General features: G+C 52.5%; 36 protein-coding genes. 23 read left to right on the plus strand and 13 right to left on the minus strand.

Features of this window, described 5'->3' with window-relative positions:
- Positions 1 to 8: 8 nt before the first annotated feature.
- Positions 9 to 869 (plus strand): CBS domain-containing protein, encoded by an 861-nt coding sequence (locus P186_RS06025; protein ID WP_148682785.1) that lies wholly within the window; start codon positions 9 to 11, stop codon positions 867 to 869.
- Here the strand turns inward: P186_RS06025 and P186_RS06030 are convergent.
- Complete coding sequence (locus P186_RS06030; protein ID WP_014288554.1) at positions 838 to 1,617, minus strand: PfkB family carbohydrate kinase; 780 nt, start codon at positions 1,615 to 1,617, stop codon at positions 838 to 840. The genes P186_RS06025 and P186_RS06030 overlap by 32 nt on opposite strands.
- A gap of 47 nt (positions 1,618 to 1,664) precedes the next feature.
- Here P186_RS06030 and P186_RS06035 point away from each other — a divergent pair, with 47 nt between their 5' ends.
- Genes P186_RS06035 through P186_RS06045 form a run of 3 tightly spaced genes read left to right on the plus strand, consistent with a single transcriptional unit; the run spans position 1,665 to position 4,064 of the window.
- A complete protein-coding gene (locus P186_RS06035) occupies positions 1,665 to 2,633 on the plus strand; it encodes an ABC transporter ATP-binding protein (RefSeq protein ID WP_014288555.1) in 969 nt (322 codons plus the stop codon).
- Between the two features lies 1 nt (position 2,634).
- Positions 2,635 to 3,600, plus strand: coding sequence for an ABC transporter ATP-binding protein (locus P186_RS06040; protein WP_014288556.1), 966 nt, complete (start codon positions 2,635 to 2,637; stop codon positions 3,598 to 3,600).
- 35 nt (positions 3,601 to 3,635) lie between these two features.
- A complete protein-coding gene (locus tag P186_RS06045) occupies positions 3,636 to 4,064 on the plus strand; it encodes a hypothetical protein (protein ID WP_148682786.1) in 429 nt (142 codons plus the stop codon).
- On the opposite strand, the gene P186_RS06050 is transcribed toward P186_RS06045, so the two are convergent.
- Genes P186_RS06050 through P186_RS14575 form a run of 3 tightly spaced genes read right to left on the minus strand, consistent with a single transcriptional unit; the run spans position 4,061 to position 5,316 of the window.
- Positions 4,061 to 4,777, minus strand: coding sequence for a 30S ribosomal protein S4e (locus tag P186_RS06050; protein WP_014288558.1), 717 nt, complete (start codon positions 4,775 to 4,777; stop codon positions 4,061 to 4,063). The genes P186_RS06045 and P186_RS06050 overlap by 4 nt on opposite strands.
- A 4-nt stretch (positions 4,778 to 4,781) precedes the next feature.
- The gene (rplX, locus tag P186_RS06055; protein WP_014288559.1) at positions 4,782 to 5,150 is read right to left on the minus strand and encodes a 50S ribosomal protein L24; all 369 of its coding nucleotides are present in this window, start codon (positions 5,148 to 5,150) and stop codon (positions 4,782 to 4,784) included.
- A 43-nt stretch (positions 5,151 to 5,193) separates the two neighbouring features.
- Positions 5,194 to 5,316: a hypothetical protein gene (locus P186_RS14575; protein ID WP_014288560.1), complete on the minus strand. Its 123-nt coding sequence runs from the start codon at positions 5,314 to 5,316 to the stop codon at positions 5,194 to 5,196.
- 45 nt (positions 5,317 to 5,361) lie between these two features.
- Between P186_RS14575 and P186_RS06060 the strand changes: the two genes are divergently transcribed.
- The 3 genes from P186_RS06060 to P186_RS06065 are packed head-to-tail and all read left to right on the plus strand — an operon-like array spanning position 5,362 to position 7,135.
- The gene (locus tag P186_RS06060) at positions 5,362 to 6,639 is read left to right on the plus strand and encodes an MBL fold metallo-hydrolase (RefSeq protein WP_014288561.1); all 1,278 of its coding nucleotides are present in this window, start codon (positions 5,362 to 5,364) and stop codon (positions 6,637 to 6,639) included.
- 31 nt (positions 6,640 to 6,670) lie between these two features.
- Complete coding sequence (locus P186_RS13965; RefSeq protein ID WP_014288562.1) at positions 6,671 to 6,817, plus strand: hypothetical protein; 147 nt, start codon at positions 6,671 to 6,673, stop codon at positions 6,815 to 6,817.
- A gap of 3 nt (positions 6,818 to 6,820) precedes the next feature.
- Positions 6,821 to 7,135, plus strand: coding sequence for a hypothetical protein (locus P186_RS06065; RefSeq protein ID WP_014288563.1), 315 nt, complete (start codon positions 6,821 to 6,823; stop codon positions 7,133 to 7,135).
- Here P186_RS06065 and P186_RS06070 read toward each other — a convergent pair.
- A complete protein-coding gene (locus P186_RS06070; protein WP_014288564.1) occupies positions 7,110 to 7,616 on the minus strand; it encodes a hypothetical protein in 507 nt (168 codons plus the stop codon). The two genes, P186_RS06065 and P186_RS06070, sit on opposite strands and share 26 nt — an antisense overlap.
- 46 nt (positions 7,617 to 7,662) lie before the next feature.
- On the opposite strand from P186_RS06070, the gene P186_RS06075 reads away from it, so the two are divergent.
- The 5 genes from P186_RS06075 to P186_RS06095 are packed head-to-tail and all read left to right on the plus strand — an operon-like array spanning position 7,663 to position 12,017.
- On the plus strand, positions 7,663 to 8,100 hold the full coding sequence (locus P186_RS06075) for an NUDIX hydrolase (RefSeq protein ID WP_148682787.1): 438 nt from the start codon (positions 7,663 to 7,665) through the stop codon (positions 8,098 to 8,100).
- 20 nt (positions 8,101 to 8,120) lie between these two features.
- On the plus strand, positions 8,121 to 9,890 hold the full coding sequence (gene ilvB, locus P186_RS06080; RefSeq protein ID WP_257719881.1) for a biosynthetic-type acetolactate synthase large subunit: 1,770 nt from the start codon (positions 8,121 to 8,123) through the stop codon (positions 9,888 to 9,890).
- Entirely contained in the window at positions 9,880 to 10,110 is a 231-nt protein-coding gene (locus P186_RS06085; protein WP_014288568.1) for an ACT domain-containing protein, read from the plus strand. Before ilvB ends, P186_RS06085 begins: the two co-directional genes overlap by 11 nt.
- A gap of 12 nt (positions 10,111 to 10,122) precedes the next feature.
- A complete protein-coding gene (gene ilvC, locus P186_RS06090; RefSeq protein ID WP_014288569.1) occupies positions 10,123 to 11,109 on the plus strand; it encodes a ketol-acid reductoisomerase in 987 nt (328 codons plus the stop codon).
- Positions 11,106 to 12,017: a branched-chain amino acid transaminase gene (locus P186_RS06095; protein WP_014288570.1), complete on the plus strand. Its 912-nt coding sequence runs from the start codon at positions 11,106 to 11,108 to the stop codon at positions 12,015 to 12,017. The genes ilvC and P186_RS06095 overlap by 4 nt, the downstream gene beginning before the upstream one ends.
- On the opposite strand, the gene ribH is transcribed toward P186_RS06095, so the two are convergent.
- On the minus strand, positions 12,014 to 12,466 hold the full coding sequence (gene ribH / locus P186_RS06100) for a 6,7-dimethyl-8-ribityllumazine synthase (RefSeq protein WP_014288571.1): 453 nt from the start codon (positions 12,464 to 12,466) through the stop codon (positions 12,014 to 12,016). The two genes, P186_RS06095 and ribH, sit on opposite strands and share 4 nt — an antisense overlap.
- 84 nt (positions 12,467 to 12,550) lie before the next feature.
- Between ribH and P186_RS06105 the strand changes: the two genes are divergently transcribed.
- From P186_RS06105 to P186_RS06115, 3 genes are read left to right on the plus strand one after another with little or no spacing between them, the layout of a single operon-like run.
- Positions 12,551 to 12,739, plus strand: a complete 189-nt coding sequence (locus P186_RS06105) for a TrmB family transcriptional regulator (protein WP_148682789.1) — start codon at positions 12,551 to 12,553, stop codon at positions 12,737 to 12,739.
- A gap of 52 nt (positions 12,740 to 12,791) precedes the next feature.
- Positions 12,792 to 13,583 carry a polyprenyl synthetase family protein gene (locus P186_RS06110; RefSeq protein ID WP_014288573.1) on the plus strand — a complete coding sequence of 264 codons (792 nt, stop codon included), beginning with the start codon at positions 12,792 to 12,794 and terminating at the stop codon, positions 13,581 to 13,583.
- Between the two features lie 42 nt (positions 13,584 to 13,625).
- Positions 13,626 to 14,144 carry an NTPase gene (locus P186_RS06115; protein ID WP_014288574.1) on the plus strand — a complete coding sequence of 173 codons (519 nt, stop codon included), beginning with the start codon at positions 13,626 to 13,628 and terminating at the stop codon, positions 14,142 to 14,144.
- Here the strand turns inward: P186_RS06115 and P186_RS06120 are convergent.
- A complete protein-coding gene (locus P186_RS06120; RefSeq protein ID WP_014288575.1) occupies positions 14,130 to 14,618 on the minus strand; it encodes a Rab family GTPase in 489 nt (162 codons plus the stop codon). The genes P186_RS06115 and P186_RS06120 overlap by 15 nt on opposite strands.
- A gap of 253 nt (positions 14,619 to 14,871) precedes the next feature.
- On the opposite strand from P186_RS06120, the gene cc1 reads away from it, so the two are divergent.
- On the plus strand, positions 14,872 to 15,045 hold the full coding sequence (gene cc1 / locus P186_RS14030; protein WP_014288576.1) for a DNA-binding protein CC1: 174 nt from the start codon (positions 14,872 to 14,874) through the stop codon (positions 15,043 to 15,045).
- A 37-nt stretch (positions 15,046 to 15,082) separates the two neighbouring features.
- Here cc1 and P186_RS06125 read toward each other — a convergent pair whose 3' ends face one another.
- Positions 15,083 to 16,081 (minus strand): pelota family protein, encoded by a 999-nt coding sequence (locus P186_RS06125; protein WP_014288577.1) that lies wholly within the window; start codon positions 16,079 to 16,081, stop codon positions 15,083 to 15,085.
- A 148-nt stretch (positions 16,082 to 16,229) separates the two neighbouring features.
- On the opposite strand from P186_RS06125, the gene P186_RS14035 reads away from it, so the two are divergent.
- Positions 16,230 to 16,385 (plus strand): hypothetical protein, encoded by a 156-nt coding sequence (locus P186_RS14035; RefSeq protein WP_014288578.1) that lies wholly within the window; start codon positions 16,230 to 16,232, stop codon positions 16,383 to 16,385.
- Here P186_RS14035 and P186_RS06130 read toward each other — a convergent pair.
- From P186_RS06130 to P186_RS06140, 3 genes are read right to left on the minus strand one after another with little or no spacing between them, the layout of a single operon-like run.
- Positions 16,375 to 17,010: a thioredoxin domain-containing protein gene (locus tag P186_RS06130; RefSeq protein WP_014288579.1), complete on the minus strand. Its 636-nt coding sequence runs from the start codon at positions 17,008 to 17,010 to the stop codon at positions 16,375 to 16,377. The genes P186_RS14035 and P186_RS06130 overlap by 11 nt on opposite strands.
- Positions 17,011 to 17,032: 22 nt before the next feature.
- Entirely contained in the window at positions 17,033 to 17,539 is a 507-nt protein-coding gene (locus tag P186_RS06135; RefSeq protein WP_014288580.1) for a DUF359 domain-containing protein, read from the minus strand.
- On the minus strand, positions 17,536 to 18,243 hold the full coding sequence (locus P186_RS06140; RefSeq protein WP_014288581.1) for an MBL fold metallo-hydrolase: 708 nt from the start codon (positions 18,241 to 18,243) through the stop codon (positions 17,536 to 17,538). The genes P186_RS06135 and P186_RS06140 overlap by 4 nt, the downstream gene beginning before the upstream one ends.
- Before the next feature lie 44 nt (positions 18,244 to 18,287).
- Between P186_RS06140 and P186_RS06145 the strand changes: the two genes are divergently transcribed.
- Positions 18,288 to 19,637 carry a nucleotide sugar dehydrogenase gene (locus tag P186_RS06145; RefSeq protein ID WP_148682790.1) on the plus strand — a complete coding sequence of 450 codons (1,350 nt, stop codon included), beginning with the start codon at positions 18,288 to 18,290 and terminating at the stop codon, positions 19,635 to 19,637.
- On the opposite strand, the gene P186_RS06150 is transcribed toward P186_RS06145, so the two are convergent.
- Positions 19,634 to 20,170 carry a 2-oxoacid:acceptor oxidoreductase family protein gene (locus P186_RS06150; RefSeq protein WP_014288583.1) on the minus strand — a complete coding sequence of 179 codons (537 nt, stop codon included), beginning with the start codon at positions 20,168 to 20,170 and terminating at the stop codon, positions 19,634 to 19,636. The genes P186_RS06145 and P186_RS06150 overlap by 4 nt on opposite strands.
- Positions 20,171 to 20,330: 160 nt before the next feature.
- Here P186_RS06150 and P186_RS06155 point away from each other — a divergent pair, with 160 nt between their 5' ends.
- The 5 genes from P186_RS06155 (at position 20,331) to P186_RS06175 (ending at position 24,767) form a co-directional block, all read left to right on the plus strand.
- The gene (locus P186_RS06155; protein ID WP_148682791.1) at positions 20,331 to 20,582 is read left to right on the plus strand and encodes a 4Fe-4S binding protein; all 252 of its coding nucleotides are present in this window, start codon (positions 20,331 to 20,333) and stop codon (positions 20,580 to 20,582) included.
- Positions 20,579 to 21,733 carry a transketolase C-terminal domain-containing protein gene (locus P186_RS06160; protein WP_014288585.1) on the plus strand — a complete coding sequence of 385 codons (1,155 nt, stop codon included), beginning with the start codon at positions 20,579 to 20,581 and terminating at the stop codon, positions 21,731 to 21,733. Before P186_RS06155 ends, P186_RS06160 begins: the two co-directional genes overlap by 4 nt.
- Complete coding sequence (gene porB / locus P186_RS06165; RefSeq protein ID WP_014288586.1) at positions 21,730 to 22,635, plus strand: pyruvate synthase subunit PorB; 906 nt, start codon at positions 21,730 to 21,732, stop codon at positions 22,633 to 22,635. The genes P186_RS06160 and porB overlap by 4 nt, the downstream gene beginning before the upstream one ends.
- Before the next feature lie 62 nt (positions 22,636 to 22,697).
- Positions 22,698 to 24,353, plus strand: a complete 1,656-nt coding sequence (thsA, locus tag P186_RS06170) for a thermosome subunit alpha (RefSeq protein ID WP_148682792.1) — start codon at positions 22,698 to 22,700, stop codon at positions 24,351 to 24,353.
- A gap of 84 nt (positions 24,354 to 24,437) precedes the next feature.
- Positions 24,438 to 24,767: a DNA-directed RNA polymerase subunit K gene (locus tag P186_RS06175; RefSeq protein WP_014288588.1), complete on the plus strand. Its 330-nt coding sequence runs from the start codon at positions 24,438 to 24,440 to the stop codon at positions 24,765 to 24,767.
- Here P186_RS06175 and P186_RS06180 read toward each other — a convergent pair.
- On the minus strand, positions 24,727 to 24,930 hold the full coding sequence (locus P186_RS06180) for a hypothetical protein (RefSeq protein ID WP_148682793.1): 204 nt from the start codon (positions 24,928 to 24,930) through the stop codon (positions 24,727 to 24,729). The two genes, P186_RS06175 and P186_RS06180, sit on opposite strands and share 41 nt — an antisense overlap.
- Between the last annotated feature and the right edge of the window lie 7 nt (positions 24,931 to 24,937).

Consider the following 24,937-nt stretch of genomic DNA (forward strand, 5'->3'; position numbering starts at 1 on the left):
CTTGCCCAATGTCTAGCCTTTCAGACTCTGTATACAATGTGCTAAAGGCATTAGTAGAGTTGTACAACAAAGAGGGAGGACCCGTTAAGTCTAGAGATATTGCAAATTCTTTGAAGATACACGAGGGGTATGTACGTAACATGTTATCTATCTTAAAGTCTATGGGGCTGGTTATTAGCAAAGCAGGTCCACACGGGGGTTACATACCAACGTCAAAAGCGGCTGATGTGCTGTCGCGCCAGACGTTCTCAGTGCCGATTGTTTCAGTTGGCAATGTAATAGGCTACGCTCTTGATATAACTGTGATAGGCCTACTCTCTGAGAAGCCCCACGCGTCGATGAGGGTCGTGGGCGATCTCAGCAACTACCTAGAGAGAGAGGTGCGGGTAGGCCCCCTCCCAAGCGGCGTCGTTCTCATAGGCAAGATCATCAAGGCTGATATCGAGGCGTTGGTTGAAATCACCTCAATAGTGTCGGTGCCGAGGACCACGGTTAGGAACATAATGACGCCTAACCCCGTAGTGGCTAAGGTCGACGACCAAGTGGAGACATACATAAAGTACTTTGTCGAGAAGAGGTTTAGAGGGATACCGGTGATTGACGACAATAGGAGGCCTATTGGCCTCTTAATGGCTTCAAAGGTCATGGAGTTGCTATCCCGTTGCGAGTTGAAGGCGAGGGTTGGAGACGTAATGATGCGCGACCCTCCTACAATACAGGAGGATGAGGACGTGCATGAGGCTATTAGGTTAATGGTCTCCAGCGGAATCGGCAGGTTACTGGTTGTGGATTCGGAGGATCGGTTGGTGGGGATAATCACTAGGACCGATGTCTTGACTAGAATCGCAACCATTGAACAACTCGTTTGACGCATTCAAAATTGTATTTCACTATTTTTCTAGTTGCTAGAAAGCCTGCCACTATTTTACTCGCCTCACATGCCGCCTCTACCACGCCGAGGTTTTTAACATAGTGGTAGTACGTCAACGCCGCGAGGAATACGTCGCCACTTCCAGTGACGTCGCTTATTTCCAACCTCGCGCTGTTGATGTAGTACAGCACGCCTCTCTCCACTATGTATGCCCCCTCCTCGCCCAACGTGTACACTACGACAGGCCACCTCTCCCCCATTTTAACAAGCTCTTCGGTAGCTATCTGCATATCGTCGTGAGAGAGGTGGACTAGATCGGCCCTAGGCGGAGGCGTACTTGAGCGTATGTACCCCTGGAGATCCACAACAACCTTTCCCCCCTTGACTTCTGTGCCGGTTAGCTCGTCGTAAACTGGGGATAGAATTACCACGTCGCCAGAGACTCTGGCTATACCTCTAGAGGGCTTCGCCACTAGTCTCACCTTCCTCGGCTTTGTCCTGTAATCAAGTTCAAATGTGGTGGTGACGTCTGCCACTTCTAATTGCGGCTCTACGCCGAGACTTCTTAAGAGTCGCTCTATCTCTCCCAATAAGTCGCTGGAGGCTACGCCGACCGCCCGGGCCTTCGCCCCCAGTGCGCCGAATACCAGCGAGGCGTAGTATATGGGGCCTCCAAGGCGTTTGGTGACTCCCCTATCTGTGACAATGATGTCCACTGTGGGATTGCCAGCCACCGTGATTTCCATGGGCGTATTGAAGCGGTAAATATATATAGCATTATTTAGAGGGTTGTATGCCTCCTCTTCTAGAGATGCGTAATGTTAAGATGTATTACGGCACGTCTAGAGGCACGGTTAAGGCGGTGGACGGTATTTCCTTTAGGTTAGAGCGAGGTGAGGCTGTGGCGCTGGTGGGGGAGAGCGGGAGTGGAAAGAGTTCTCTCGCCTTTACAATTATTAGACTTCTACCACGGAATGTTGCTGAGGTAGGCGGCGAGATATTGTTTTACGACGATGAGCTGGGGGTGGTGGATTTGATGAAAATGCCAGAGGACGAAATAAGGAGGAAGATTCGTTGGAAGAAAATTTCCATGGTGTTCCAGGCATCTATGAATGCTCTAAATCCTATTTTGAGAGTTCAGGATCAGATGATAGAGCCACTTGTCCTACACCTAGGGCTTTCTAAACAGGAGGCGGTTAAGATCGCTGAGGAGGCTTTGAGATCTGTGGGGCTGGCGAGAGACGTCTTAATGAGATACCCCTTTGAGCTTTCCGGAGGCATGAAGCAGAGAGTAGTTATTGCCATGGCGATAATGATGAGGCCCAGGCTAGTGATACTAGACGAGCCCACCTCGGCGCTCGACGTCATCACACAAGCAAATATTATGAATTTGCTAAAGGAGCTAAAGACAAAATTTGACTTGTCATACATCCTCATCACCCATGACATAGCCCTAGCTTCTGAAATTGCCGACAAAATAGGCGTTATGTACGCAGGCAAGCTTGTAGAAGTGGCGCCGGCCGACGTGTTCTTCCGCAAGCCCAAACACCCCTACTCGCAGAAGCTCCTTGCCGCCATGCCTACCCTACGCGAGGAGAAGACAATAGAGCACATTCCTGGGGATGTGCCAAGCCTCATAAACCCCCCCAGCGGTTGCCGCTTCCACCCAAGATGCCCCTATGTAATAAAAGGAAAATGCGAAAAAGAGGAGCCGGCGACAAAGGAAGTGGAGGGAAGCCTAGTTGCTTGTTGGCTGTATTAACATGCCTCTGCTAGAGGTTAAGGACCTCAAAACCTGGTTCCCGGTGAAGAAGGGGCTTTTCAGCCCAGTTAAATATGTCAAGGCCGTAGACGGGGTGAGCTTCGCCTTAGAAAACGGGGAGGTGCTCGCCGTAATTGGCGAATCGGGGTCTGGGAAGACTACGCTTGGGAGGACTATTCTAAGGCTTATAGAGCCCACTGGCGGAAAGATAATTTTCGAAGGGAAAGACATCACTCACCTCCCGGAGAGCCAGCTTAGGTGGTACAGGTTTTCAACAGCCATGGTGTTTCAAGACCCCTTCAGCTCCCTGAACCCGTACCACACGATTGAGTACATCCTCGAGGAGCCCCTGATATTAAGAGGGGTGCCCCCCAAGGAGAGGTACGAGGCTGTGGTGAAGGCTTTGGAGGAGGTGAGGCTAACCCCGCCCGACGACTTTCTTAAGAAATATCCCCACATGCTGAGCGGCGGCCAGAGACAGCGCGTGGGCATCGCCCGGGCTTTAATAACGAGGCCTAAATTCGTCGTGGCCGACGAGCCTGTTTCCATGCTCGACGTCTCTATCAGAGCGGAGATCTTGTCGCTAATGAGATCCCTCCAGTCTAAATACGGCATAACGATGATCTACATCACGCACGACATAGCCACTGCGAAGTACTTAGCGGATAAGATCTTGGTAATGTACGCAGGCAAAATGGTGGAGTACGGGCCTTTTAGAGATGTAATAAAGGAGCCGCTCCACCCATACACACAAGCTTTAATAGAGGCGTTGCCCGACCCAGACCCCACGAACAGGTTTAAGATTAGGAAAGTCCCGCCCGGCGAGCCGCCTAGCCTCGTCAACCCCCCCGGCGGCTGCCGCTTCCACCCAAGATGCCCCCTTGTGATTAAGGGGAAGTGCGAGAGGGAGGAGCCTAGGCTCGTTGAGAAGAAGCCAGGACACTTAGTCTCCTGCTGGTTGTATTAGTGTTGACATTTAAAAAGGGGGGAGTGGTAGAGTCCATGCGTATTGAGAGAACGGGCCAACCTGTTTCAAAACTCCTCCAACTTCTTGAGGAGGACTTGAAACGCGATGATATTATATACGCCGAGAGAGTCCCAGCCCCAAAGCCAGGTGAAAAGTATAGGGAGGTTGTCTCTAGATTTCTTAAAGAGTTCGGCATAGCCACCGTCTACATCAAGGTTAGGAGCCCTGTCTTTGAGAGGCGTTATGTAGTGAGTGCGAAATACGACTGGGCGGTGGGTGGGGTCGTGGAGGGCTGGGTTGTCGAGGGTGGCGTTGTGAAAATATACGAGCCGATAGCAATAAGTATTTCAGATATGGAGAAGGCGCTGGATTACTACGGCGATGCCTTCTGGAAGGCTGAGGAGAGGTTGCTGTCTAAGAAGATGGCTGAGGCTTATACCGAGGAGAAGCCGCCTGCCGACTAGGGAGATATTTTCACTACCGGCGACTCCGCACCTACCGCCATTACGTATCCGAGAATTGTCCTCCTAACCTCGTCGCCTCTCTTTATGGCAACTACCGACTGCCTCCGTTTTAGTGTCCAGACGATTTCATGTAGTACGCCGGCGAAGCCTACGTTGCTGCCGTGGATTGCAAGCACATTAACGCCGAGTTTCAGCGGTATATGCATCTTTATACTTTTGTTCTGTAAATCGTACAGCACAGAGTCAAAGGTCTTTATCTGTCTCCCCAGCTCCGGAGTAGTGATGAGGTTTCTCCCGTCGTGGAAGTGTAGCTGTAGCTTGCCGCCTTTTACGGCTGTTTTGCCCTCTACTCTCAACAATTTCATCGAGGACTCTTCAGAGGGAATGGGGAGGAGGTTGTAGTATTTCTCTGAATCTGGCACCACTCTGTACACCTCGCCAGTCGGCACAATCTCCACCACGTCCATGAGGCCCACCGGGAATTTGTAGTCTCTCCTCACCACCCCGTCAACTTTTACATAGCCCCGAGATATTATATACCTCGCCTCGCGCATAGTCTTGGCATATTTCAACACGTCTCTAATAACCATCGCCAGGGGCAGTGAATAGGCTAGGCTGTGGGGCCCCGGCGACGGCCTTATAGCCCACACGCCGCCAGCTTTTCTCGGTATAGGCCACCAGTACGGAGCCAGCGACTTTCTTAGATGTACCATAGCCCTACTTCTTTCTCCTCTCTATTATTTTTTGCCTAGCCTTGTCGGATGTGTCGACCTCCACTATCATCACCTTGCTTGGGTGTATGGGGTAGTACACAGTCTGCCCCTTGCTGTTGGTTCTAGTGGCGCCCTCTACATATATACGGATCTTCTTGGTGTCGACTCTGACAACTTTACCTCTCACGCCTTTGAAGTCGCCTCTTAAAATCAACACAGTGTCCCCGCGCCTCACCGGCAGTCTCTTTACACCTAGCTTCTTAGCCAGCTCGGGCGACAGCTTTGCGTTGAATAACTTACGCCGCAGGTGGGGCGGAGCCTCGTATAGACTAAGCCGTTGTTTTCTAGGCTGCGCAGATGTGGTGAATGGCATGGGCCGCTGTAGGCGCTTGGTATATAAATTTTACCCGTGCCCGCTACTTCTTCTGCCTCTCCGAGAGCAGGCGGTTGATCTCCTCCAGGTGGGTAAGTAGCCGCCGGTTTATTTCAAGCAACCTATTGAGGCGCTTCTCCACCTCCTCCATATACTCCTCTTTCATCTTGATATTAAGGTTTTTATTTGAAAATTATGGCGTCTGCCGGTTATGAAGATGCGGTTTCTTGGCGGGGCTGGTGAGGTTGGAAGACTTGCCGTGTTAATCAAAGCAGCGTCTAATGGCATTTTATTAGACTACGGCGTTTCTTTTGACGCAAATGATAGACCAGTCTTCCCCCTCCACGTCCGTCCCAAAGATCTCACGGCTACTTTCCTAAGCCACGCCCATCTTGACCACAGCGGGGGGCTCCCATCTCTTTACGTGTCTACCAAAACACCGCTGTACTCCACCCCACTCACGATGGAGCTAAGCGACTTGATGTACGCCGACGCCATAAAGCTGTCGGGCTACTACCTCCCCTACACTCTGGATGAGGTTAGGGAGGCCATGTCAAGCGCCATACCCCTCACCTATGGAGAGCCAGTGGAGATAGGACGTGACGCCGTTGTCACCGCCTACAACGCTGGACATATCCCGGGTAGCGCCATGGCTGTAATTGAGGCCGAGGGGAGGGTTGTGGTGTTTACTGGAGATTTTAACACGGTGGATACTAATATGCTCAGGGGCGCGGATGTATACAACCTGCCCCGGCGCCCCGACGTTGTTATTATGGAGGCCACGTACGCGTCGACGGACCACCCGCCGCGGGAGAAGCTAGAGGAAGAGTTTACACGTTCTGTTAAGGAGGTGTTGGAAGGCGGCGGATCTGTGTTAATACCCTCCTTCGCCCTCGGTCGGGCACAGGAGATTTTGCTTACTCTTGTTAAACACGGTGTAGACAGCTATCCAATTTACGTAGATGGACTGGCTAGGCAGATCAACCAGATTGTGGGTAGGTACCCGCACTTACTAAGAGATCCGGGGCTTTACAAAAAAGCTCTTGAGATCTCTATTGAAGTGCCTAACACATACGTGAGAAAGGGAGCCATGGAGGAGCCCTCCGTAATAATTACTCCAGCTGGTATGTTGAAGGGGGGCGCCGCGCTTTTCTATTTTAAGAAACTCGCCCAGAATAGGAAAAACGGGATATTTCTCCCGTCTTTCCAGGCGCCTAACACGCCGGGCTTCCAGATACTGAGCAAAGGCTACGCGGTTGTCGACGGCAGTACTGTAAAGGTAGAGGCGAGGCTTGAGTGGTTTGACTTCAGCGCACACGCCGGCAGGGGGGAGATCGAGGCTTTTATAAAGCGGTTTGCACCTGAGACAAAAATCATACTGGTGCACACCGATCCCTCGACATCAGCTCCGCTGGTGAGTAAACTAGCGGAGGAGGGCTTCGACAATATATACCTCCCCACGGCCCCCGGCGAAGAAATTTCCCTATAGTAGGTTAAAATCTGGTATTGCTACCGTGAAGATGCTACTTAGGAAGTTGGACGACACGCTTATACCTGAATACGTGGAAATCCCCCCAAAGGCACTCAGTAAGGGGAGGATCAATCTAGAGGACGTGGTTATCCTCCTAGACGACGTAGACGATTTAAACCATCTAGGTTATCTGTAGGTGATGTGCGACTTGTTCTGGAAGATATATGAAATGGGAATCCCTGTGGTTGTGGGGCCCTCCCATTTGGCGAGAGCTCTCGGCTGCCCGACGACTTGTGACTGCGACGTCGTGATTCACATCGGCGACGCCGCCCACGTCGGCGAGAAAAAATGCGTGTGGCTCAGCGAAGACTCAGCATTTATACACAGACACATATGGATTGGGGGCTATCCCCACATATCTATCGAAGACATGAGAAAAATCGTCTCTCCAGAAGTCTTGGAGACGATAGACTGTGTAGTAAATAGGCTTAGAAGTGAACCTCGTGGACTTTAAGCCTTTTTCCATCTTCTGATGGAAGTATTACAGTTATTTTATACGCATCTCCGAAATATATCCCGCTTAGATCCTCACCGAGATGAAATTCTCCGTCGAGCGAATGGACGACGCACTTCTCGCAGTTAAGCTTTACGTACTCCAAGACATCTTTCAGAGCCTTTATAAGCTCTTTAGGTGTTCCTTTCACTGCGAACATCACACTCCCGTGGTTACTGTGGAGGTGCGGATGAACATGTGCATCGTATGTATGTGCTATGTGGTCAAGTAATTTAGCCACCTCTCGCGTGAATTCATTTTCTTCAAAGTCGTGGACGTGGTGGTGATGGTGGTGGTGCTCTTCCTCCTCTAGGCCATCCTCTCCCGAGTAGACTAGTGTGAGGTTTATAACCAACTCCATGGGCCCGCCTGAGGAGATCCTGTCCAGATCAGACTCGAGCCTCTTCCACTCCTCTATACCCAGTTTGATTTTGCCGAACACCTCACATGATCCAGCACCTATTTAAAAAATTAAGCTATGAAGGTTAATGAAAAGGTGCATGGTCGCAAGTGGGGTTCTGATAGAGAGAGGAAAAGTGTTAATGATTAGGCATAGACGTTTGGGCGTATATATATACCCAGGGGGTCATGTTGAGCCTCACGAGACGCCTCTAGAGACTCTTAAACGAGAGTTTGAGGAGGAGACAGGCCTCGTCGTGGAGCCCGTGGGTCTTCTCCACGGTATAAAAGACGAGAACGTGATAGAGAGACCACTGCCCCTCGTCGTGCTTGAGGAGGTAGTAAAGTACCCCGAGGAGACTCATATACACTTCGATTTGGTGTATCTAGTTCGCAGAGCCGGCGGCGTATTGAGGGAGGGTATGTGGATAGACGTGAGTGAGATAGACGAGATAGAGACGTACCCAAACGTGCGCCAAGTCGTTAGACTAGCCTCAGAGGCAATATATAGACTGGGTAATGTTTAAATAGTCTCTCTTTCATCTCTATCAATGTCGGGGGTATCGGGGCTTACAATGGGGGTCAGAAACGCGTCGTAGATAAACTCATCGAAACGTTCAAAACGTACAAGATCAAACACGTGCTGGGAATACCAGGAGGTCAAATCATGCCGCTCTACGACGCGCTGTACGGACAAGACATAGATTACGTCCTCTTCCGCCATGAACAAGGTGCTATACATGCCGCAGAGGGCTACGCCAGGGTTTCGGGAAAGCCGGCGGTTGTCGCCGTGACAAGCGGGCCTGGGGCCACTAACATAGTAACTGGGTTAACAGACGCCTATATGGATTCAGTACCTCTAGTCGCCATAACAGGACAGGTCCCCACTGGCATCTTTGGACGAGACGGGTTCCAAGAAACCGACATCCTGGGAGTTGTGACGCCTATAACTAAATTTGCATACCAAGTCAAAAAACCGTCCGAGGCGACTCCGGCTTTCAAAACTGCATATGAAATTTCCATAATGGGGAGGCCCGGCCCCACTCTTATCGACTTGCCGAGAGACGTCCAGTTGGCAGGAGCTACAGACATCGAAGAGAGGATAGTTGTGAATAGGGAGAAGTTCCTGCCGCCTCCGCTAGACGAGGCTAAGATAAGCCTCGCCGCTAAGTACCTAATGGAGGCTAGGAGGCCTGTGATTTTAGTAGGAGGCGGCGTCTTGTGGTCCGGGGCAACCGCCGAAGTTGTGGAGCTCTCCAAAATACTGTACGCGCCTATCGTATCAACTCTGCCGGGCAAGGCCGCGGTTCCCCACGACTATCCCCTATATATGGGCCCCGCCGGGATGCACGGCCGGGCCGAAGCAGATGCGGCCTTGGCAAATGCAGATGTCATACTAGCCGTGGGGACAAGATTTAGCGACAGGACGTGGGGGAGATTCAAGGAGTTGAATGAGTCCATCAAAAGCGGGAGGGTGAGACTTATCCATATAGATATCGACAAGAGCGAAATTGGGAAAAACGTCAAGCCGACCGTGGGCATAGTAGGCGACGCAAAAGAGGCTCTTCGAAAGCTTATAGATATCATACACGTCGAATCGGTAAGCAATACTAAATATATTTCATGGCTATTGAATATACGTAAAATGTATGAAGACGCCATGTCGAGAATTGCTGAATCTACCAAGACATTCCACCCGTGGAAAGTCCTAAAGGTGCTCCGAAACGCGGCCCCCAGAAACACGGTGACGGTTACCGGCGTTGGTTCGCACCAGATGTGGGCTGAGATAGCTTGGGACGTCTACGAGCCCGGGACGTTCATAACGTCGGCAGGTCTTGGAACTATGGGCTTTGGAATACCTGCGGCTCTCGGAGCCAAGCTGGCCGATCCCACTAGGCCCGTGCTGTGTATAGATGGCGACGGTTCGTTCCAGATGACTATGAACAACCTAGCCCTTGTACGGGACTACAATCTGCCTATAGTAGTCGCTATATTTGACAATAGAGCTCTCCAGCTGGTCAAACAGTGGCAGATCTATATCTACCAGAGGAGGATTATCGCCACGGAGTTTAGCCATAGGCCTGACTTCTTGAAGATAGCCGAGGCTTACGAGATCGACGGAGTTAAGCCCGAGAGCTACGCAGAGTTGGAGCGGCTGGTTGGCAGGGCTTTGCGAAACAACGAGCCGCTGATAGTAGACCTCACTATAGACAGCGATAGCGACATCGTCCTGCCCTGGGTGAAGCCAGGCGACTGGCTCACCTCGGCTATACTACCAGAGGGCATGGAGGTGAAGTTGGTGTATGATGAGAATTAACATAACAGCCCCCAAGTCCCTAGACGCCCTTGGGCGCATCATAGCAGTTACTAGACGTGCAAAGGTCAGCGTGGTTAATATGCAGATTGCGGCCGACACGACTATATACAAAATCCACATGTATGTCGATGGAGATCCCGACGAGGTTAACTGGCTCGTGGCGAAGCTGGATAAACTACCCGAAGTTTTGACAATTGAGGAGATACATATAAACCGCTGAAATTCTATAACCATGGCGAAGATCTATACAGAAAGAGACGCTTCTCTCGAACCCCTCAGAGGCAAAACCATAGCTGTAGTGGGCTACGGGATACAGGGGAGGGCCCAAGCGCTTAATCTGAGAGATAGCGGGCTTAAGGTAATCATAGGTGTGCGTAGGGGAGGCAAGTCGTGGGAATTGGCGTCGTCAGAGGGATTCGAGGTTTATGAAGTAGGCGACGCAGTGGCTAGGGCTGACGTCGTCATGGTCCTCATCCCAGATATGGAACAGCCCAAGGTGTGGAGGGAGCAGATAGCCCCCAACCTCCGGGAGGGCGCCGTGGTGGACTTCGCACATGGCTTCAATGTGCACTACGGCTTAATAAAGCCGCCGAAGAACGTCGACGTGGTGATGGTGGCCCCCAAGGGACCTGGCAGAGCCGTTAGGGAGGAGTACTTGGCGGGGCGGGGCGTGCCGGCTTTGGTAGCTGTTTATCAGGACTACAGCGGCTCTGCTCTGAAGTACGCCCTAGCCATTGCGAAAGGTATAGGGGCGACGCGGGCTGGCGTCATCGAAACTACATTCGCCGAAGAGACCGAGACTGATCTAATCGGCGAGCAGACCGTCCTCGTGGGGGGCCTTATGGAGTTGATAAAGAAGGGTTTTGAGGTGCTTGTAGAGATGGGCTACCAGCCTGAGGTGGCGTATTTCGAAGTGCTAAACGAGGCCAAGTTGATAATGGACTTGATATGGCAGCGGGGTATCTACGGTATGTTAAACGGCGTATCTGACACTGCCAAGTACGGCGGATTGACTGTTGGGCCTAAGATAATAAACGAAGATGTGAAGAGGAGGATGAAGGAGGCGGCTATGCGTGTAAAAAACGGAGACTTCGCCAGGGAGTGGGTTGAGGAGTACAGCCGGGGCGCCCCGACGCTGAAGAGACTTATGGAGGAGGCAAAGGGACATCAGATAGAGAAGGTTGGGGAGGAGATGAGGAGGCTGATTTTTGCTCTATGAAGCCCCACGCTAAATACGTCTGGTTTAACGGCAAGATTGTGAGGTGGGAAGACGCCAAGATACACGTAATGACACATGCGCTACACTACGGAACCTCGATATTTGAGGGAATAAGGGGCTACTGGAACGGCGACAATTTACTAATATTCAGACTGGACGACCACGTAGAGCGCATGTTTAAGTCAGCAAAGATACTTGGAGTGACGATACCCTATACGAGAGAGGAGGTGCGCAAAGCGGTTATCGAGACGACACAGGCCAACAACTTCAGAGAAGATGTCTACATCAGGCCCGTGGCGTTTGTATCCACGGAAACTGTGACACTTGATATTAGAAGCCTTGAGGTATCCCTCGCAGTTATTATCTTCCCGTTTGGCAAATACCTCTCGCCTAAGGGGATAAGAGCCGCCATTGTGAGCTGGCGCAGAGCCCACAACACTATGTTGCCCGTGATGGCTAAGATCGGCGGTATATATGTAAACTCTGTATTAGCGCTCACAGAGGCGAAGAGCCGAGGCTATGACGAGGCTCTGCTAATGGATCTAAACGGATACGTGGTTGAGGGATCCGGCGAGAATATATTCGTGGTGAGAGGTAGAAAGCTCTACACGCCACCTGTACACCAATCAATTCTGGAGGGGATCACGAGAGATACTATTTTGAGGCTTAGCTCAGATCTGGGGATACAAGCCGAGGAGCGGCCGATCACCCGCGAAGAGATCTACACGGCAGACGAGGTGTTCCTCGTCGGCACCGCCGCCGAGGTAACGCCCGTGGTCGAAGTAGACGGCAGGCCCATTGGCTCTGGAGAACCCGGCCCTATTACCATGAAAATAGCTGAGTTCTATTCAAACGTTGTGAGGGGCAGAGTGGAGAAGTACCTAAACTGGCTAACCCCAGTGTACTAGTCTATATACACCATCTCCCCGCTGTACTTCGCCTCTTCCAACCTCTTCTTTCTCCTCGCCAGCTTCACCGCGGCTTCCACCGCGCGCCTCGCGTATTCCTCCACTCTCTCAAGAGCTTGTATTCTGTTGGCGCCGTGCCCTATGATGCCCAGCGTGATTGGCTTACCAGACTCAACCGAGATGTCTAGTATCTTCCTCGCCGCCTGCTGTGCAACTATTTCGTCGTGTTTTGTAGCGCCCTGGATAACTGCCCCCAGCGTGGCTACGGCGTCTACCTCCTCTCTCGCCACTAGATCCCTCAGTACCATAGGTATGTCGTAGACCCCGGGCACGTTCACGACGTAGGTCACCTCGGCCCCGAGGAATTTAGCGTGTTCAAGAGCTTTTTGCAACATTAGGCGTGTAATGTCGTAGTTAAACTCTGCGACAACTATCGCCAGCCTGACCATGCGCAGACCGTAAAGCCGCTTTAATAAACTTATCCGCTCCCACGATGTCTTAAACTTTAAATACCTAGATTTTTATTTACATACATGCCGTCAGGAGTGAAGACTAAAATATATGAATATCTGGCTCAGAATAAAGGTAAAGAATTAACCGCTGAGGAGGTTGCAAAAGCGATAGGTGTAGAGAAGGTGGCCGTGGTGAAGGCCCAGTTAACGCGTCTAATTAGAGAGGGGAAGGTTGAAAAAACCGCTGAGGGGCGCTACAGGGCGAAGTGAGATTTTGGGCTTGATTTAACAAAGAGATAAAAACACCTTTCTTTTTAATTATGTGTCTCTGTTGCCGCGCGATGTTTTGGCAGCACTGGAGCACGTGGTGGCAGATCTTCAAAAAGTGGGGGAGGACCTAGAGCCCGCGTCGCTACGCGGCGCGGTGCGGCACTACATAGAAACCCCGGGGAAGTTGCTTAGGCCTATTCTGCTACTCACCTTCTCGTACAGCCTAGATAGGAGGTCTTTAATGGATCCCAGAATTATACAGGCTGCAACTATCGTAGAGCTACTACACGTGGTGTCGCTACTTCAAGATGACGTAATGGATAAACACGACGAGAGGAGAGGCGTAAAGACGCCTCGTATACTATACGGCGACGATAGGTCTATCATAGCCAGCGACTGGCTTATTGCCGAGTCTATTAAACGTGCGGTGAGGCTTGGGCCTGAGGTTGTTGAGTACCTAGCAGACGTGGCCCAGAGGCTCTCCAGAGGCCAGGCCCTCGATCTTGACGGTGAGAGAGAAAAAGCTGCTGAGCTGAAAACTGCGCCTCTGATTGAGGCGACACTTGTCCTCCCCACGATACTTCTGGGTAGGCGGGAGATGATAGAGCTGGCGAGGAGACTCGGCAGATCGCTTGGCGTCTTGTATCAATACTCCGACGACATGAGCGACGAGGGGGTTAAGCGCGGCGCTGTTAACGAATACGCTACAGAGACCAGGAGTATCCTTGCCAAAATGCGGAGTATTGTAGGCGAGGCGCTCGCGCCTTTCGAGAAGCTTATTGATAGTTTGGTGAAAAAAGCGCTTGAAGGCACTCTCACAATAGCGCGAAACTTTATATCGTAGTGATCTGCGAAAAACGTGATGAGGCTAGACTAAGCCGAGTTTATGACGTGGCGTGAAAGGGCTGAGGGCAGAATCGGCATCTCCGGATTGCCTGGCGTCGGCAAAACCACGCTAGCTCTAAAAGTAGCAGAGCTAGCTAAGCAGAAGCTGAGCGTGTGCGGATTCGTCACTATAGAGGTAAGGGAGGGGGGTTCGCGCATAGGCTTCGACGTAGTTGAGCTCGTCGGCGGCAACCGCATGCCGCTTGCAAGAGTGGGGAGAGGGGAGCCCTCAGTGGGTAAGTACGCAGTTAGGCTAGAGGCTTGCCAGGCAATTAGAAGTGCGTTAAGCCAGCGGTGCGAGTTAAAGATTATTGACGAGATCGGCGCCATGGAGTTCAAATGCCCCAGCTTCGGCGAGTATTTACAAAACGCTCTATACAACACGCCGAGGGTATTGGCAACAATACACAGAAATTACATAGACGTAGCTAAGAGATTTGGATTCGAGGTTTTTTGGCTAACGAGAGAGAACTGGAACTACGTTTTTCAACAGGTGGTTGCCCGCCTAGGACTTTCCTAGCAGAATCTCCTGAAACACCCGAGGAGGATCTTTTACTGCCGATATATAGTAAATCTCGGAGGCGCCTATTGAAGAGGCTATCTCATCAGCCTCTATAAATACGCCAATTTCCTCGGCGATGTCTCTTTTATTACCAACAACCACGTACTCCTTCGCCACCCGCGAGCCTCTTTCTACGAAAATCGTGTGTAGCTCGGAAATGGCATACAAAGTGTCGTAATTAGTCAAGTCATACATGTACACTAGCCTATCAACAATTGGAATTTTAAAAGAGGTAAACTTCATCGCTACCTCAAATACCCTCTGTCCCGGCACGTCTACCAAATCTATCTCTAGATCTCCTATGTAGAATCTGTAGTAGCTAGGTCTTAGAGTCAGTACAGGGGTATCGGAAACTCCCAAGACTCTGTACGCGAAGGTGGTCTTCCCGACCCCTCCCACGCCTAGAAGAGCTACTACTCTCCTATATGCCATATATCTAACTAAAGCAAATACCGAGTTTAAAGCATTAGAAACGGCGATATTTTTAGTGCGGTTTATTACCTCAATGGGCCTAGTCTAGAAAGATCAAGAAGAGCATAGAATATACAAAAAAGGAAAAATAATATAAATTATGAAAAGTACAATCAGCACCACCTCAATAGTGATTTTATCAATAGAGCTCTTTAATTATATACAGTAATTAAATTAAACAAAAACTTTATAAACCACGGTGTACCCTACACCTATGTCGAAGAAGCAGAAGTTGAAGTTCTATGACATTAAGGCGAAGCAGGCGTTTGAGACGGATAACTACGAGGTTGTGGAGAAGCAGACTGCCCGCGGGCCGATGATGTTTGCAGTAGCCAAATCCCCATACACCGGCATCAAAGTATACAGACTGCTAGGCAAGAAGAAATAACCGCGTTAAATCCACATTTTTTCCCCACTCCCGTTTCTTACCATCTCAAGATAGACGCTATACCTCCCAGCGCCCTCAGCCCAGCGCCTATTTCAGTATCCTCCCTTACGATGTATATTCTCCCACGGCTCTTATATACTTCATACAAGACACTCCAAACCTCACCCGGCCTCTCTTTCAGATACGAGTCTAACACCAATAGAATGTCGACGCGGCCAGAGGCGGCGGCCTCCTTAACTTCCTCAAGCCCAAGAGCCGCCAGCTCTCTCTCCGTCGCTAATAAACGCATGAGTCTTTCATAAGCTACGACGCCCATCTCCTTTTTAAACTCGTCGTAAAGCCCCCTCCTCACAAATTCATAAACACCTGCAAGCCCACCCGAGCTTTGAGACACGCGATCTCCCTTTATGTACACACTCGCCTGCTCCACGACGATGTGGGGGCCAGCTACCACCACCTTATCTGGGTCGAGTCGACGTTTCAACTCCTCCACTACTTTACCAACATACACAAGATAGTTGTGTAAAAGGCTATTTCCCCCACCCCTCTCGGCGTTGTTATATACAGTGTGAAGTACCTCTACGCCCAGAGCAGTTATGTATGCAAAGGCGGCCTCCTCGTCGTCGATAGATACTAAAAGTATCCGAGGAAGGGAGTTCCTAGCCATGTTTAACACCTCCTCGACCACCTCCAGAGGCCTTTCCTCGGCCTTCTCGATCTCCACCTCCCTACCCACAGCAAGCTCAAATGTATGCCTCCGCCCCTTAACGCCCTCTATGCCCTCCTGAGCCTCGACAACGGTCCCCCTCACCCTCAGACTGCCACGGAATTTGTGATACTCAAGAGCCTCCACCCTAATCCCTAGGTACATTTTCATCCTCTCCCCCTCCTTTGCTCCAAGAGGCTTGTATTCTCTGACAGTCCACCCACGCACCACGTCGCCCATGTCGATAAGCAGGTAGATGAAGTACAGATCCTCCTCCCTCTCCGGGACCACCTTTATGACACGCCTCTTCCTGTCTACCTCGTACTTCACTTTATAGCCTCAACTCATCGCTAATATTAGTGATGAGCCCGACCAATTACGAGAGGTGAAGTCGCGGCAGCTGTCTGATTTCTATAATTAACGAAAATTACATAGTCAGTAGGCAAAACATTTATATATCCATCACATTTGCCTATCTATGAAGCCAAACTCATCACTAGTCGAAGAATTAACAAGGCTGATAGACCAGTTCTATGAGCATGGGTATATAGAGGTCGCGAGGATGTTAGAACACGCGAGGACGGTAGCCCTGTTTAGGGAAAGAGAGGAATTGATACCCCCAGCTACTGACTAATTAGAGAGATCACGCGCGCCACGTCTGCGCCAACCACTACGTTAATGGTACCGTTTTTTATAATTATGAACGTCGGCGTGCCTAGCTGTCTAATAGCCACGCCTTTTTGCACCAAGGCACCTAGAAGTTCTTTTACAGCACTGTCAAAATCTGACTTGCTTGGCGTATTCGTACACCTATAGCCCTGCAATATCTCGAGCTGTTTCTGTGCGCCGTCGCTGAGGAAGATCTTGTAGAGCTGCGTTATCAAGTCGTACGTCTTGTTACCAAGTTGGTTATAGGCGCAGTGGAGATATTGATGCGCCGGCGCGGCTTCTGGGTGCACTATAAGGTCTAGGAATACCAACCTCAATTTCCCCGTTTTTAGCAACTCTCTATATAAAGGATCTAGCTGTTCATGCGCCATCGCGCAGTAGGGGCAGTGTAGATCGAATAGCTCTATCAACGTAATAGGCGCCTTGGGGTCGCCGAACGTTATAGCCCAGTTGGGCAACGGCAAACCACCCGCCGACGTTGTAGAAAACGCTTGTGGCTGAGATCGAGAGATTAAGTTGCTATATACGATAACCGCGGCCAAGACCGCGAATACCAGAACGGCTATGGCTAGAATAGTAACTGGCTTCATGCCTCTTTTTTAAGTGGCGTTTTTAACACTTTTCGAGGTAGTCAAACAGCTTTAAGATATAGCTCCTATACCAGTCCACTGGCACTGCTATGAGAGCCCCCATGTAGTGGCCATAGGCCACGATAGATCTCGGCGGGGCCAGCTTAATAAACGCCAGCGACAACATGTCCTCCTCGCCCTCTACTTTAATAACCACCCCGCCCCCCACGGCCTCCTCCACGGCGGCCCAGGCCTCTTCTGTAATATACCCGGGGGGATTGACGACTCTAATCACCCTCTTAAAGAGGTTTAGTTGCTCCACCTTGACACCTCTCCTCGTCTTCTCATCAATGGCCACCGAGGTGGGCACGAGGCCTTGGCTGAGGAAATTACGAGTCACCACATCGCCCACTGTGTATATATGCACAGCCCCGTAGCTCTCCGCGAGATTTTTCACAAACTCCACAGACGACGGCGGGTCCCTCCATATTGCTATGGGGTAGGGGAAGGCGAAGAGGTCCCGGCGACCCGCCAGCCGGTAACAGATCATATCGTAAATCTGCCGCAGGGCGCCGGGATTACCACAGTAACGCCGGGGGGCACGACCGGCGGCTCTAGGTAGAAGTGTATGGGCATTAACATCTTGACCCCGGCCCTCCGCGCCAGCTCAACGGCGTCGGCCGTCGTGCTGTGGCCAACTCTATGGGCCTCCTCTTCCTGCCCCGGGTTCCCTGAGACTTCGTGTATTAACAAGTCGCAACCACGCGCAAGCTCAACCACGCCCTCAGACGGCGCCGTATCTGAGCTGTACACAACACACCTGCCCCCGTGTTCGATCCTCACCGCCAGAGTCTCCACAGGGTGCGACGTCGGGGCGAAGGCCAGCTGGGTATCTCCAATCTTCAAGACCCCCCTCGCCTCGACAAACTCGACATGTTGCAAAGCGTTCTCGATGCCGGATGCCAACGCCAGGGCCCGGGCGGCCTCAGCCGCGTCTCTATTTGCAACTACCCTCAGCCTCTTGCCGAGCCTCCTCGCCATGAGCATGAAGGTGGGCAGGCCGAGTATGTGGTCGCCATGTCTATGGCTTATAAACACCGCGTCGGGCCACGGCAGGCCGCACGCGGCCATTTTTGCATAGGTGCACTCCCCCGCATCTATGAGAATACCAACGTCGGTCTTGACATATAGAGAAGTGTAGCCTAGATGGGGGTTTGATATCCAGCCGCCGTACCCAATGACGTAGATCTCCACCAGGGGCGGTGGTAACCTTTTTAAAAAAGGTTATCTCCACCCCCGTGCTGGCCGACCTCTTAAGACGCGGCGAGCTCGTAGTAGCCGTGTATGGACTGGGCTACGTGGGGATGGCCCTCTCGGCGGCGTGGGCCTTGGCAGGCGCCAGGGTGATAGGCGTAGATATAAACTCCGGGAAGGTGGAGAAGCTGAACAGCGGCGTCGTGGAGTATGTGGAGAAAGACGTAGTTGATGTACTTACCCACGCCATTAGAAGCGGCAAGTTCACAGCTACTACAGACGGCGTGGTGGCTTCGATAAGAAGCCACGTGAAGATAGTGGCCGTGCCGGTATTCCTAAAAAAGTCCGCCACGGCGATAGACGTGGACTTCTCCGCCTTGACATCCGCGGCGAAGTCCATAGGGGCCGGGCTTAAAAAAGGCGACCTCGTAATTGTTGAGTCGAGCGTGCCCCCCGGCACCACTGAGGAGGTGGTGAGGTCCGTGCTGGAGGGCGCCTCGGGCCTAGTCGCCGAGGAGGACTTCTACCTCGCGTACAGCCCGGAGCGGGTAATGGTGGGCCACGCCTTGAAAGACATAGTGGAGAACTACCCCAAAGTCGTGGCGGGGGTGGGGCCGAGGAGCGCAGAGGAGGCCGCGGAGCTGTATAGACAAGTTGCGAAGAGGGGCGTCCTGGTTTTGGAGAGCACTAGGGAGGCGGAGTTTGAGAAGTTACTGGAGGGGGTGTACCGCGACGTGAACATAGCAGTGGCAAATGAAATGGCCAAACTCGCAAACACCCTAGGAATTTCGTTCAGAAGAGCAAGAGAGGCGGCTAATAGCCAGCCCTACAGCCACGTCCACAAGCCCGGCTCCGGCGTGGGCGGCAACTGCATACCTGTCTACCCCTACTTCCTCATGTGGACCGCCGCTAAGTACGGCGTGGATCTGCCGCTGACACGTACAGCCCGGTTCATAAACGAGAAGCAACCGGAGGAAGTGGCCTTCGCGGCGTTACGCGCCATGTTAAAACACGGCGTCAACCCAGCGGCGGCCAAAATCGTGATCCTGGGCTTGGCGTTTAGAGGCGATGTAGATGATACAAGAGGTAGCCCCACATACGACATCATCGCCACCTTGTTGAAAGTGGGGATAAAGTCAGAACAGATAACAGTACATGACCCCTATGTTAAACAAGATATGTTATTAGCTAGGTGGGGTATCGCGCTTACTCAAGACCTCGAATCTGCAGTAAAGGGCGCCGACGTCGTGATCATATCCACCGACCATTCGGCGTACAAAATTAAGGCAAGTGTGTTGTTAAGCTTAATGAACTCGCAGGTCGTTGTAGATGCCAGAGGCGTGTTGACGCCCGACGCCGATATTTATTCAATTGACAGCGGCCGCTGGCCTTAGCGAGCTTCTACTAATCTCTTCGCTAATTCATATCCCTCAACCACGGCTTTTATATTAGCCTCTACGTACCTCCTCGGCACGTATTCAGGCACCGCTTTTACGATGCTTTCCAGCGTCACCAACCCGCTAACTGCCGCAAACGCGGCCGCCATTATGAGGTTGACCACGGGCCACCCCGCTACTACAAGGCCGTGTTTAAGCGCGATCGACGTCGCGTCGATAGATATATACCAATCCGACGGCGACTTGATGTTTACTATATACACAGCGCCGGGCTTGCCGTACTGCCTAACATCTACCTGCTCAATAATACGGCCGTCTAACACCACGACGTAGTCCGCCTTCTTCACTGAAGAGTGGAGAAGAGCCTCTCCTATCCTTAGGTAAGCCCTCACGATGGCCCCCCTCCTCTCGGCTCCAAACTCGGGCAAGGCCTGCGCCTTTTTACCCTCTAGAGAGGCGGCGTAAGCCAAGAGCTGGGCGGCAGTGACGGCGCCCTGCCCCCCGCGGCCGAGAAAAATTACCTCACGCATGATGGGGTTAACTTCATTTACTTATTAATTTTATCTAAACTTTAGATGTATGAATTAGGTAGCTGTATTCTCGTCTCTCGTATTTTATACAAATCGCCTCTAACTTTTATGGTTCTATAAACCACTATAAAATATATAAATGGAATGCGTTAAGTCTATTGTGTTGCCTATCTCAAAACCCGCGCCGGCGTCCGCCGGCGTCACCGGCACGTGGCGCACCTATAGACCAGTGGTGAATCTTGAGAAGTGTATAGACTGCGGACTATGTTGGCTCTACTGTCCAGAGTCTGTAATCGACTGGGAAAAGGGCGAGAAGGTGAAAATTGACTACACCTACTGCAAGGGCTGTGGCATCTGTGCAGAGGTCTGCCCAGTAAAGGCTATAGATATGGAGCCAGAGGAGGGGGTATGAAGGCGCTGGTAGCGCAGAAAACAGCTCTTACCGGTAACTACGCCGTGGCTTACGCCGTCAAGATGGCGAAGCCCCATGTAATAGCGGCATACCCCATCACCCCGCAAACGTCCATCGTAGAGAAGCTCTCCGAGTTCGTGGAGAGGGGGGAGTTAAACGCCAGATTTGTCAACGTGGAGTCGGAATTCGCGGCGATGTCAGTCGTCTACGGCGCGGCGATGGCTGGCGCGCGGGCGTTTACAGCCACGTCCTCTCACGGGTTGCTGTACATGTATGAGGCGACTTGGTGGACCGCCCTCAGCAGGGCGCCGGTTGTCATGGCCGTCGTCACCCGCACCATCGGCCCGCCATGGAATATCCACGTGGAGCACAACGACATACTAGTCCTTAGAGACACGGGGTGGTTGATAGCTATGGCGGAGACGGTGCAGGAGGTGCTCGACTTGACAATACAGGCATTTAGAATTGCGGAGACTGCGGTTCTCCCCACCGCGGTGGGGCTTGACGGCTTTATCCTCAGCCATTCAACGGAACCCGTCGAGTTGCCGCCTCAGGAATTGGTTGATAAATTCCTGCCGCCCCGCAGGCCGGACGTGCCGTTGTTGCTACGTCCGGGCGAGGCTGTTACATTCGGCAACCTGCCTTCAGACAATAGAGATCACGCGAGGCACAAGATAGCAACCGTGTACACGGCGCAGAGGGAGGCGAAGAAGATAGTAAGCCAGGTCGACGAGGAGTATGGAAGGCTGACTGGGAGGCGCTACGGGGGGCTTGTCGAGTGGTATAAGGCGGGCGATGCTAAGAACGTCGTTGTGTGTATGGGGGCTTGGTGTAGCGACGCGAAGCAGGCCGTGGAGAGCCTCAGGAGGCGGGGCATCTCCATTGGGTTAATGAGGGTGAGATTCATAAGGCCGTTCCCCGAGGAGGAGGTGGCCAAGCTAGATCAGTACGAAAGAGTTGTTGTATACGATAGAGACATAACCCCGCTGGGGGGAGTACTGGGGACTGAGATCAAGGCGCTTCTCTCAAGGGCCAGGGTGGTGAATATAGTAGCTGGCATAGCTGGCGTCGACTTCGACGCCCAGAACTTCTACGAAACTATACAAAAAGCCCTAGACGGAAGTTACAGAGAAGTGGAGTTTGTAGTATGAGCTTCCGCATAGATCAGCTTCCGAAGAAGAAATACGTGGTTCCCGGCAACGCCGCGTGCGCCGGCTGCGGCATGATGATTGGCTGGAAAATCTTGGGAATGGCGCTGGGCGAGGAAGCTGTGTTGACGATACCGGCTAGTTGCGCCGCGGTGGTGCAGGGCCTGTCGCCTAAGTCTGGCGTCGCCATGCCTATTTTAAACGTGCCCTTTGCCTCAGCCGCCGCCGTGGCCACCGGCATAGCTGAGGCGTACAGATCCCTCGGCGTTAAGGGCCACGCGGTCGTCTGGGCAGGCGACGGCGGGACTTCAGACATCGGCTTCGCGACTCTAAGCGGCGCCGCTGAGAGGAACAGCAACATCATCTACATTATGTACGACAACGAGGCCTACATGAACACGGGCATACAGCGCAGTAGCTCAACGCCGCTAGCCGCGTGGACCACCACCACCCCCATGGGCAAGCGCGAGAGAAAGAAAGACGTGGCTCTCCTAATGGCCATGCACGGCGTTCCCTACGTAGCAACCGCCAGCATAGCCTATCCACAAGACTTCTACAGAAAACTAAAAAGAGCCGCCGAGGTTGAGGGGTTCAAGTTCATACACCTACATACGCCGTGCCCGCCGGGGTGGAGGTTCGACCCTGCCAAGACCGTGGAGGTGGCGAGACTCGCCGTCGAGACAGGTGTCTGGATTCTCTGGGAGTACGACCACGGCCACTTTAGGTTAAACCCGCCCAGCACGACATACGCGGATAAGGCCAAGAGGAGGCCTTTGATAGAGTACCTAAAGCTACAAGGCAGATTTGCCCACGTGACTGAGGAGCAGGTCAAGGCGCTGGAGGAAGATGTCGAGGCGAGGTGGCGGTCTATCCTCGCCTTGGCCAAGGCGTTTCCACAGAGCTAGGAGGAGCCGGCTTGTCCTCCATATGATGGAAAAGTTTTTATATGCACAATTTATGTCAAGCCATGTCACAGCAAGCTCCTAGAACAGGCGTTCCCGTAATGATATTAAAAGAAGGCAGTCAGAGAACCACCGGAGTAGACGCGCGCCGTTCTAACATACAGGCGGCTAAGGTAATCGCCGAAATCCTGGCGACGTCTCTAGGGCCCAGAGGCATGGACAAGATGCTAATCGACGCCTTTGGCGACGTCACGATCACAGGCGACGGCGCGACGATACTAAAAGAAATGGAGGTCCAGCACCCGGCGGCTAAGCTGTTGATTGAGGTGGCCAAGGCGCAAGACGCGGAGGTAGGCGACGGCACCACCACGGTGGTGGTCCTCGCCGGTAAATTACTAGAGCTGGGCGAGGAGCTACTGGAGGAGGGTATACACCCAACTATCGTCATAGACGGATACAAGAAAGCCGCAGACTACGCGCTGAAGGTAGCCGACGAAATTGCCAAGCCCATCGAGCTAACTAAAGAGCAGTTGCTTAAGGTTGTCTCCAGCGCCCTCTCCTCGAAGGTAGTCGCCGAGACTAGGGACTACCTCGCCGGCCTGGTGGTGGAGGCCGCCATGCAGGCCATGGAGATGAGAGACGGCAAGCCCTATCTAGACCTCGACTGGGTAAAGATAGAGAAGAAGAAGGGCAAGTCTATATACGAGACGCAGTTAGTGCGAGGCATCGTCCTAGACAAGGAGGTGGTGCACCCAGGCATGCCGAAGCGCGTCACCAACGCCAAGATAGCAATACTAGACGCGCCTCTAGAGATAGAGAAGCCCGAGTGGACCACGAAGATCTCAGTAACGAGCCCAGATCAGATCAAGGCCTTCCTAGATCAGGAGGCCGAGATCTTGAAGTCCTATGTTGACCACCTTGCGTCGATAGGCGCCAACGTCGTGATTACGCAGAAGGGCATCGACGAGGTGGCGCAGCACTTCCTAGCCAAGAAGGGCATCCTCGCGGTGAGGAGAGTAAAGCGTAGCGACATCGAGAAGCTGGCGAGGGCCACCGGCGCCAAGATAATCACGTCAATCAAAGACGCGAGGCCTGAGGACCTCGGCACGGCGGGCCTCGTAGAGGAGAGGAAAGTCGGCGAGGAGAAGATGGTATTCGTGGAGGACATCCCCAACCCGAGGGCCGTGACTATATTAGTGAGAGGCGGTAGCGACAGGATACTAGACGAGGTGGAGAGGTCGCTACAAGACGCGTTACACGTGGCGCGCGACTTGTTCAGAGAGCCGAAGATAGTGCCCGGAGGCGGCGCCTTCGAGGTAGAGGTGGCGAGGAGGGTGAGGGAGTACGCCAGAAAGCTACCGGGCAAGGAACAGCTAGCGGCCCTGAAGTTCGCAGACGCCGTTGAGCACATACCGACGATCCTGGCGCTGACGGCCGGTCTTGATCCCGTAGATGCCATTGCCGAGCTCAGAAGAAGACACGACAACGGCGAGGTCACAGCCGGCGTAGACGTGCACGGCAGCAAGATCACCGACATGGCGGCGATGAACGTGTGGGATCCGTTAATAGTCAAGAAGCAGGTAATTAAGTCGGCGGTGGAGGCCGCGATAATGATACTACGCATCGACGACATAATCGCCGCCGGCGCCCCGAAGAAGGAGGAGAAGAAGGGTAAGAAGGGCGAGGAGGGGGAGGAGAAGGAAGAGACTAAATTCGACTAATTTTCCCCCCCTCTGGTTTTTCTAGTTACCACCCACGTCGCGACGGTTGAAAATGTTATAAACCAACTCTATTGCCCACATGTCGTGGAGACGCTATCCACCACAGAATTAGTAGACCGCATCAACAAACTTGTTGAACTCCTGGAGAAGTCTCTCAACAAAAGGGAGTTCTACCCCCCACGCCTTACTAAATACGAAGTGGCGCGTATAATCGGCGCCCGGGCTATACAGCTCGCCATGGGGGCCCAGCCGCTTGTAGACGTGCAGGAAGTCGGCACGACGGATCCCGTGCTCATAGCCATGGAAGAGCTTAGACGCGGCCTCCTCGACTTCGTAATTGTAAGAGAGACCCCCGACGGCAAAACCACGCGGATTAGGCTGAAGGAGCTTCTTGAACTTGAGAAGACTCTTTAACAGGCTTAATCACCACAGCACCCCCAAAGAAGTAAAACATGTGCCCCCCACGCACAAACTTCTTTTCCGGCTCCCCCCTCACCTCCACGTCGTCTAGCAGATAGTAGATCGCGTACTTCTTTGTCTTAAACATCTTATACCTCGCGGTAGGCGGCAACTCCATTGCCAGC

The organism is Pyrobaculum ferrireducens (assembly GCF_000234805.1).
In the GTDB taxonomy this organism is placed as follows: domain Archaea; phylum Thermoproteota; class Thermoprotei; order Thermoproteales; family Thermoproteaceae; genus Pyrobaculum; species Pyrobaculum ferrireducens.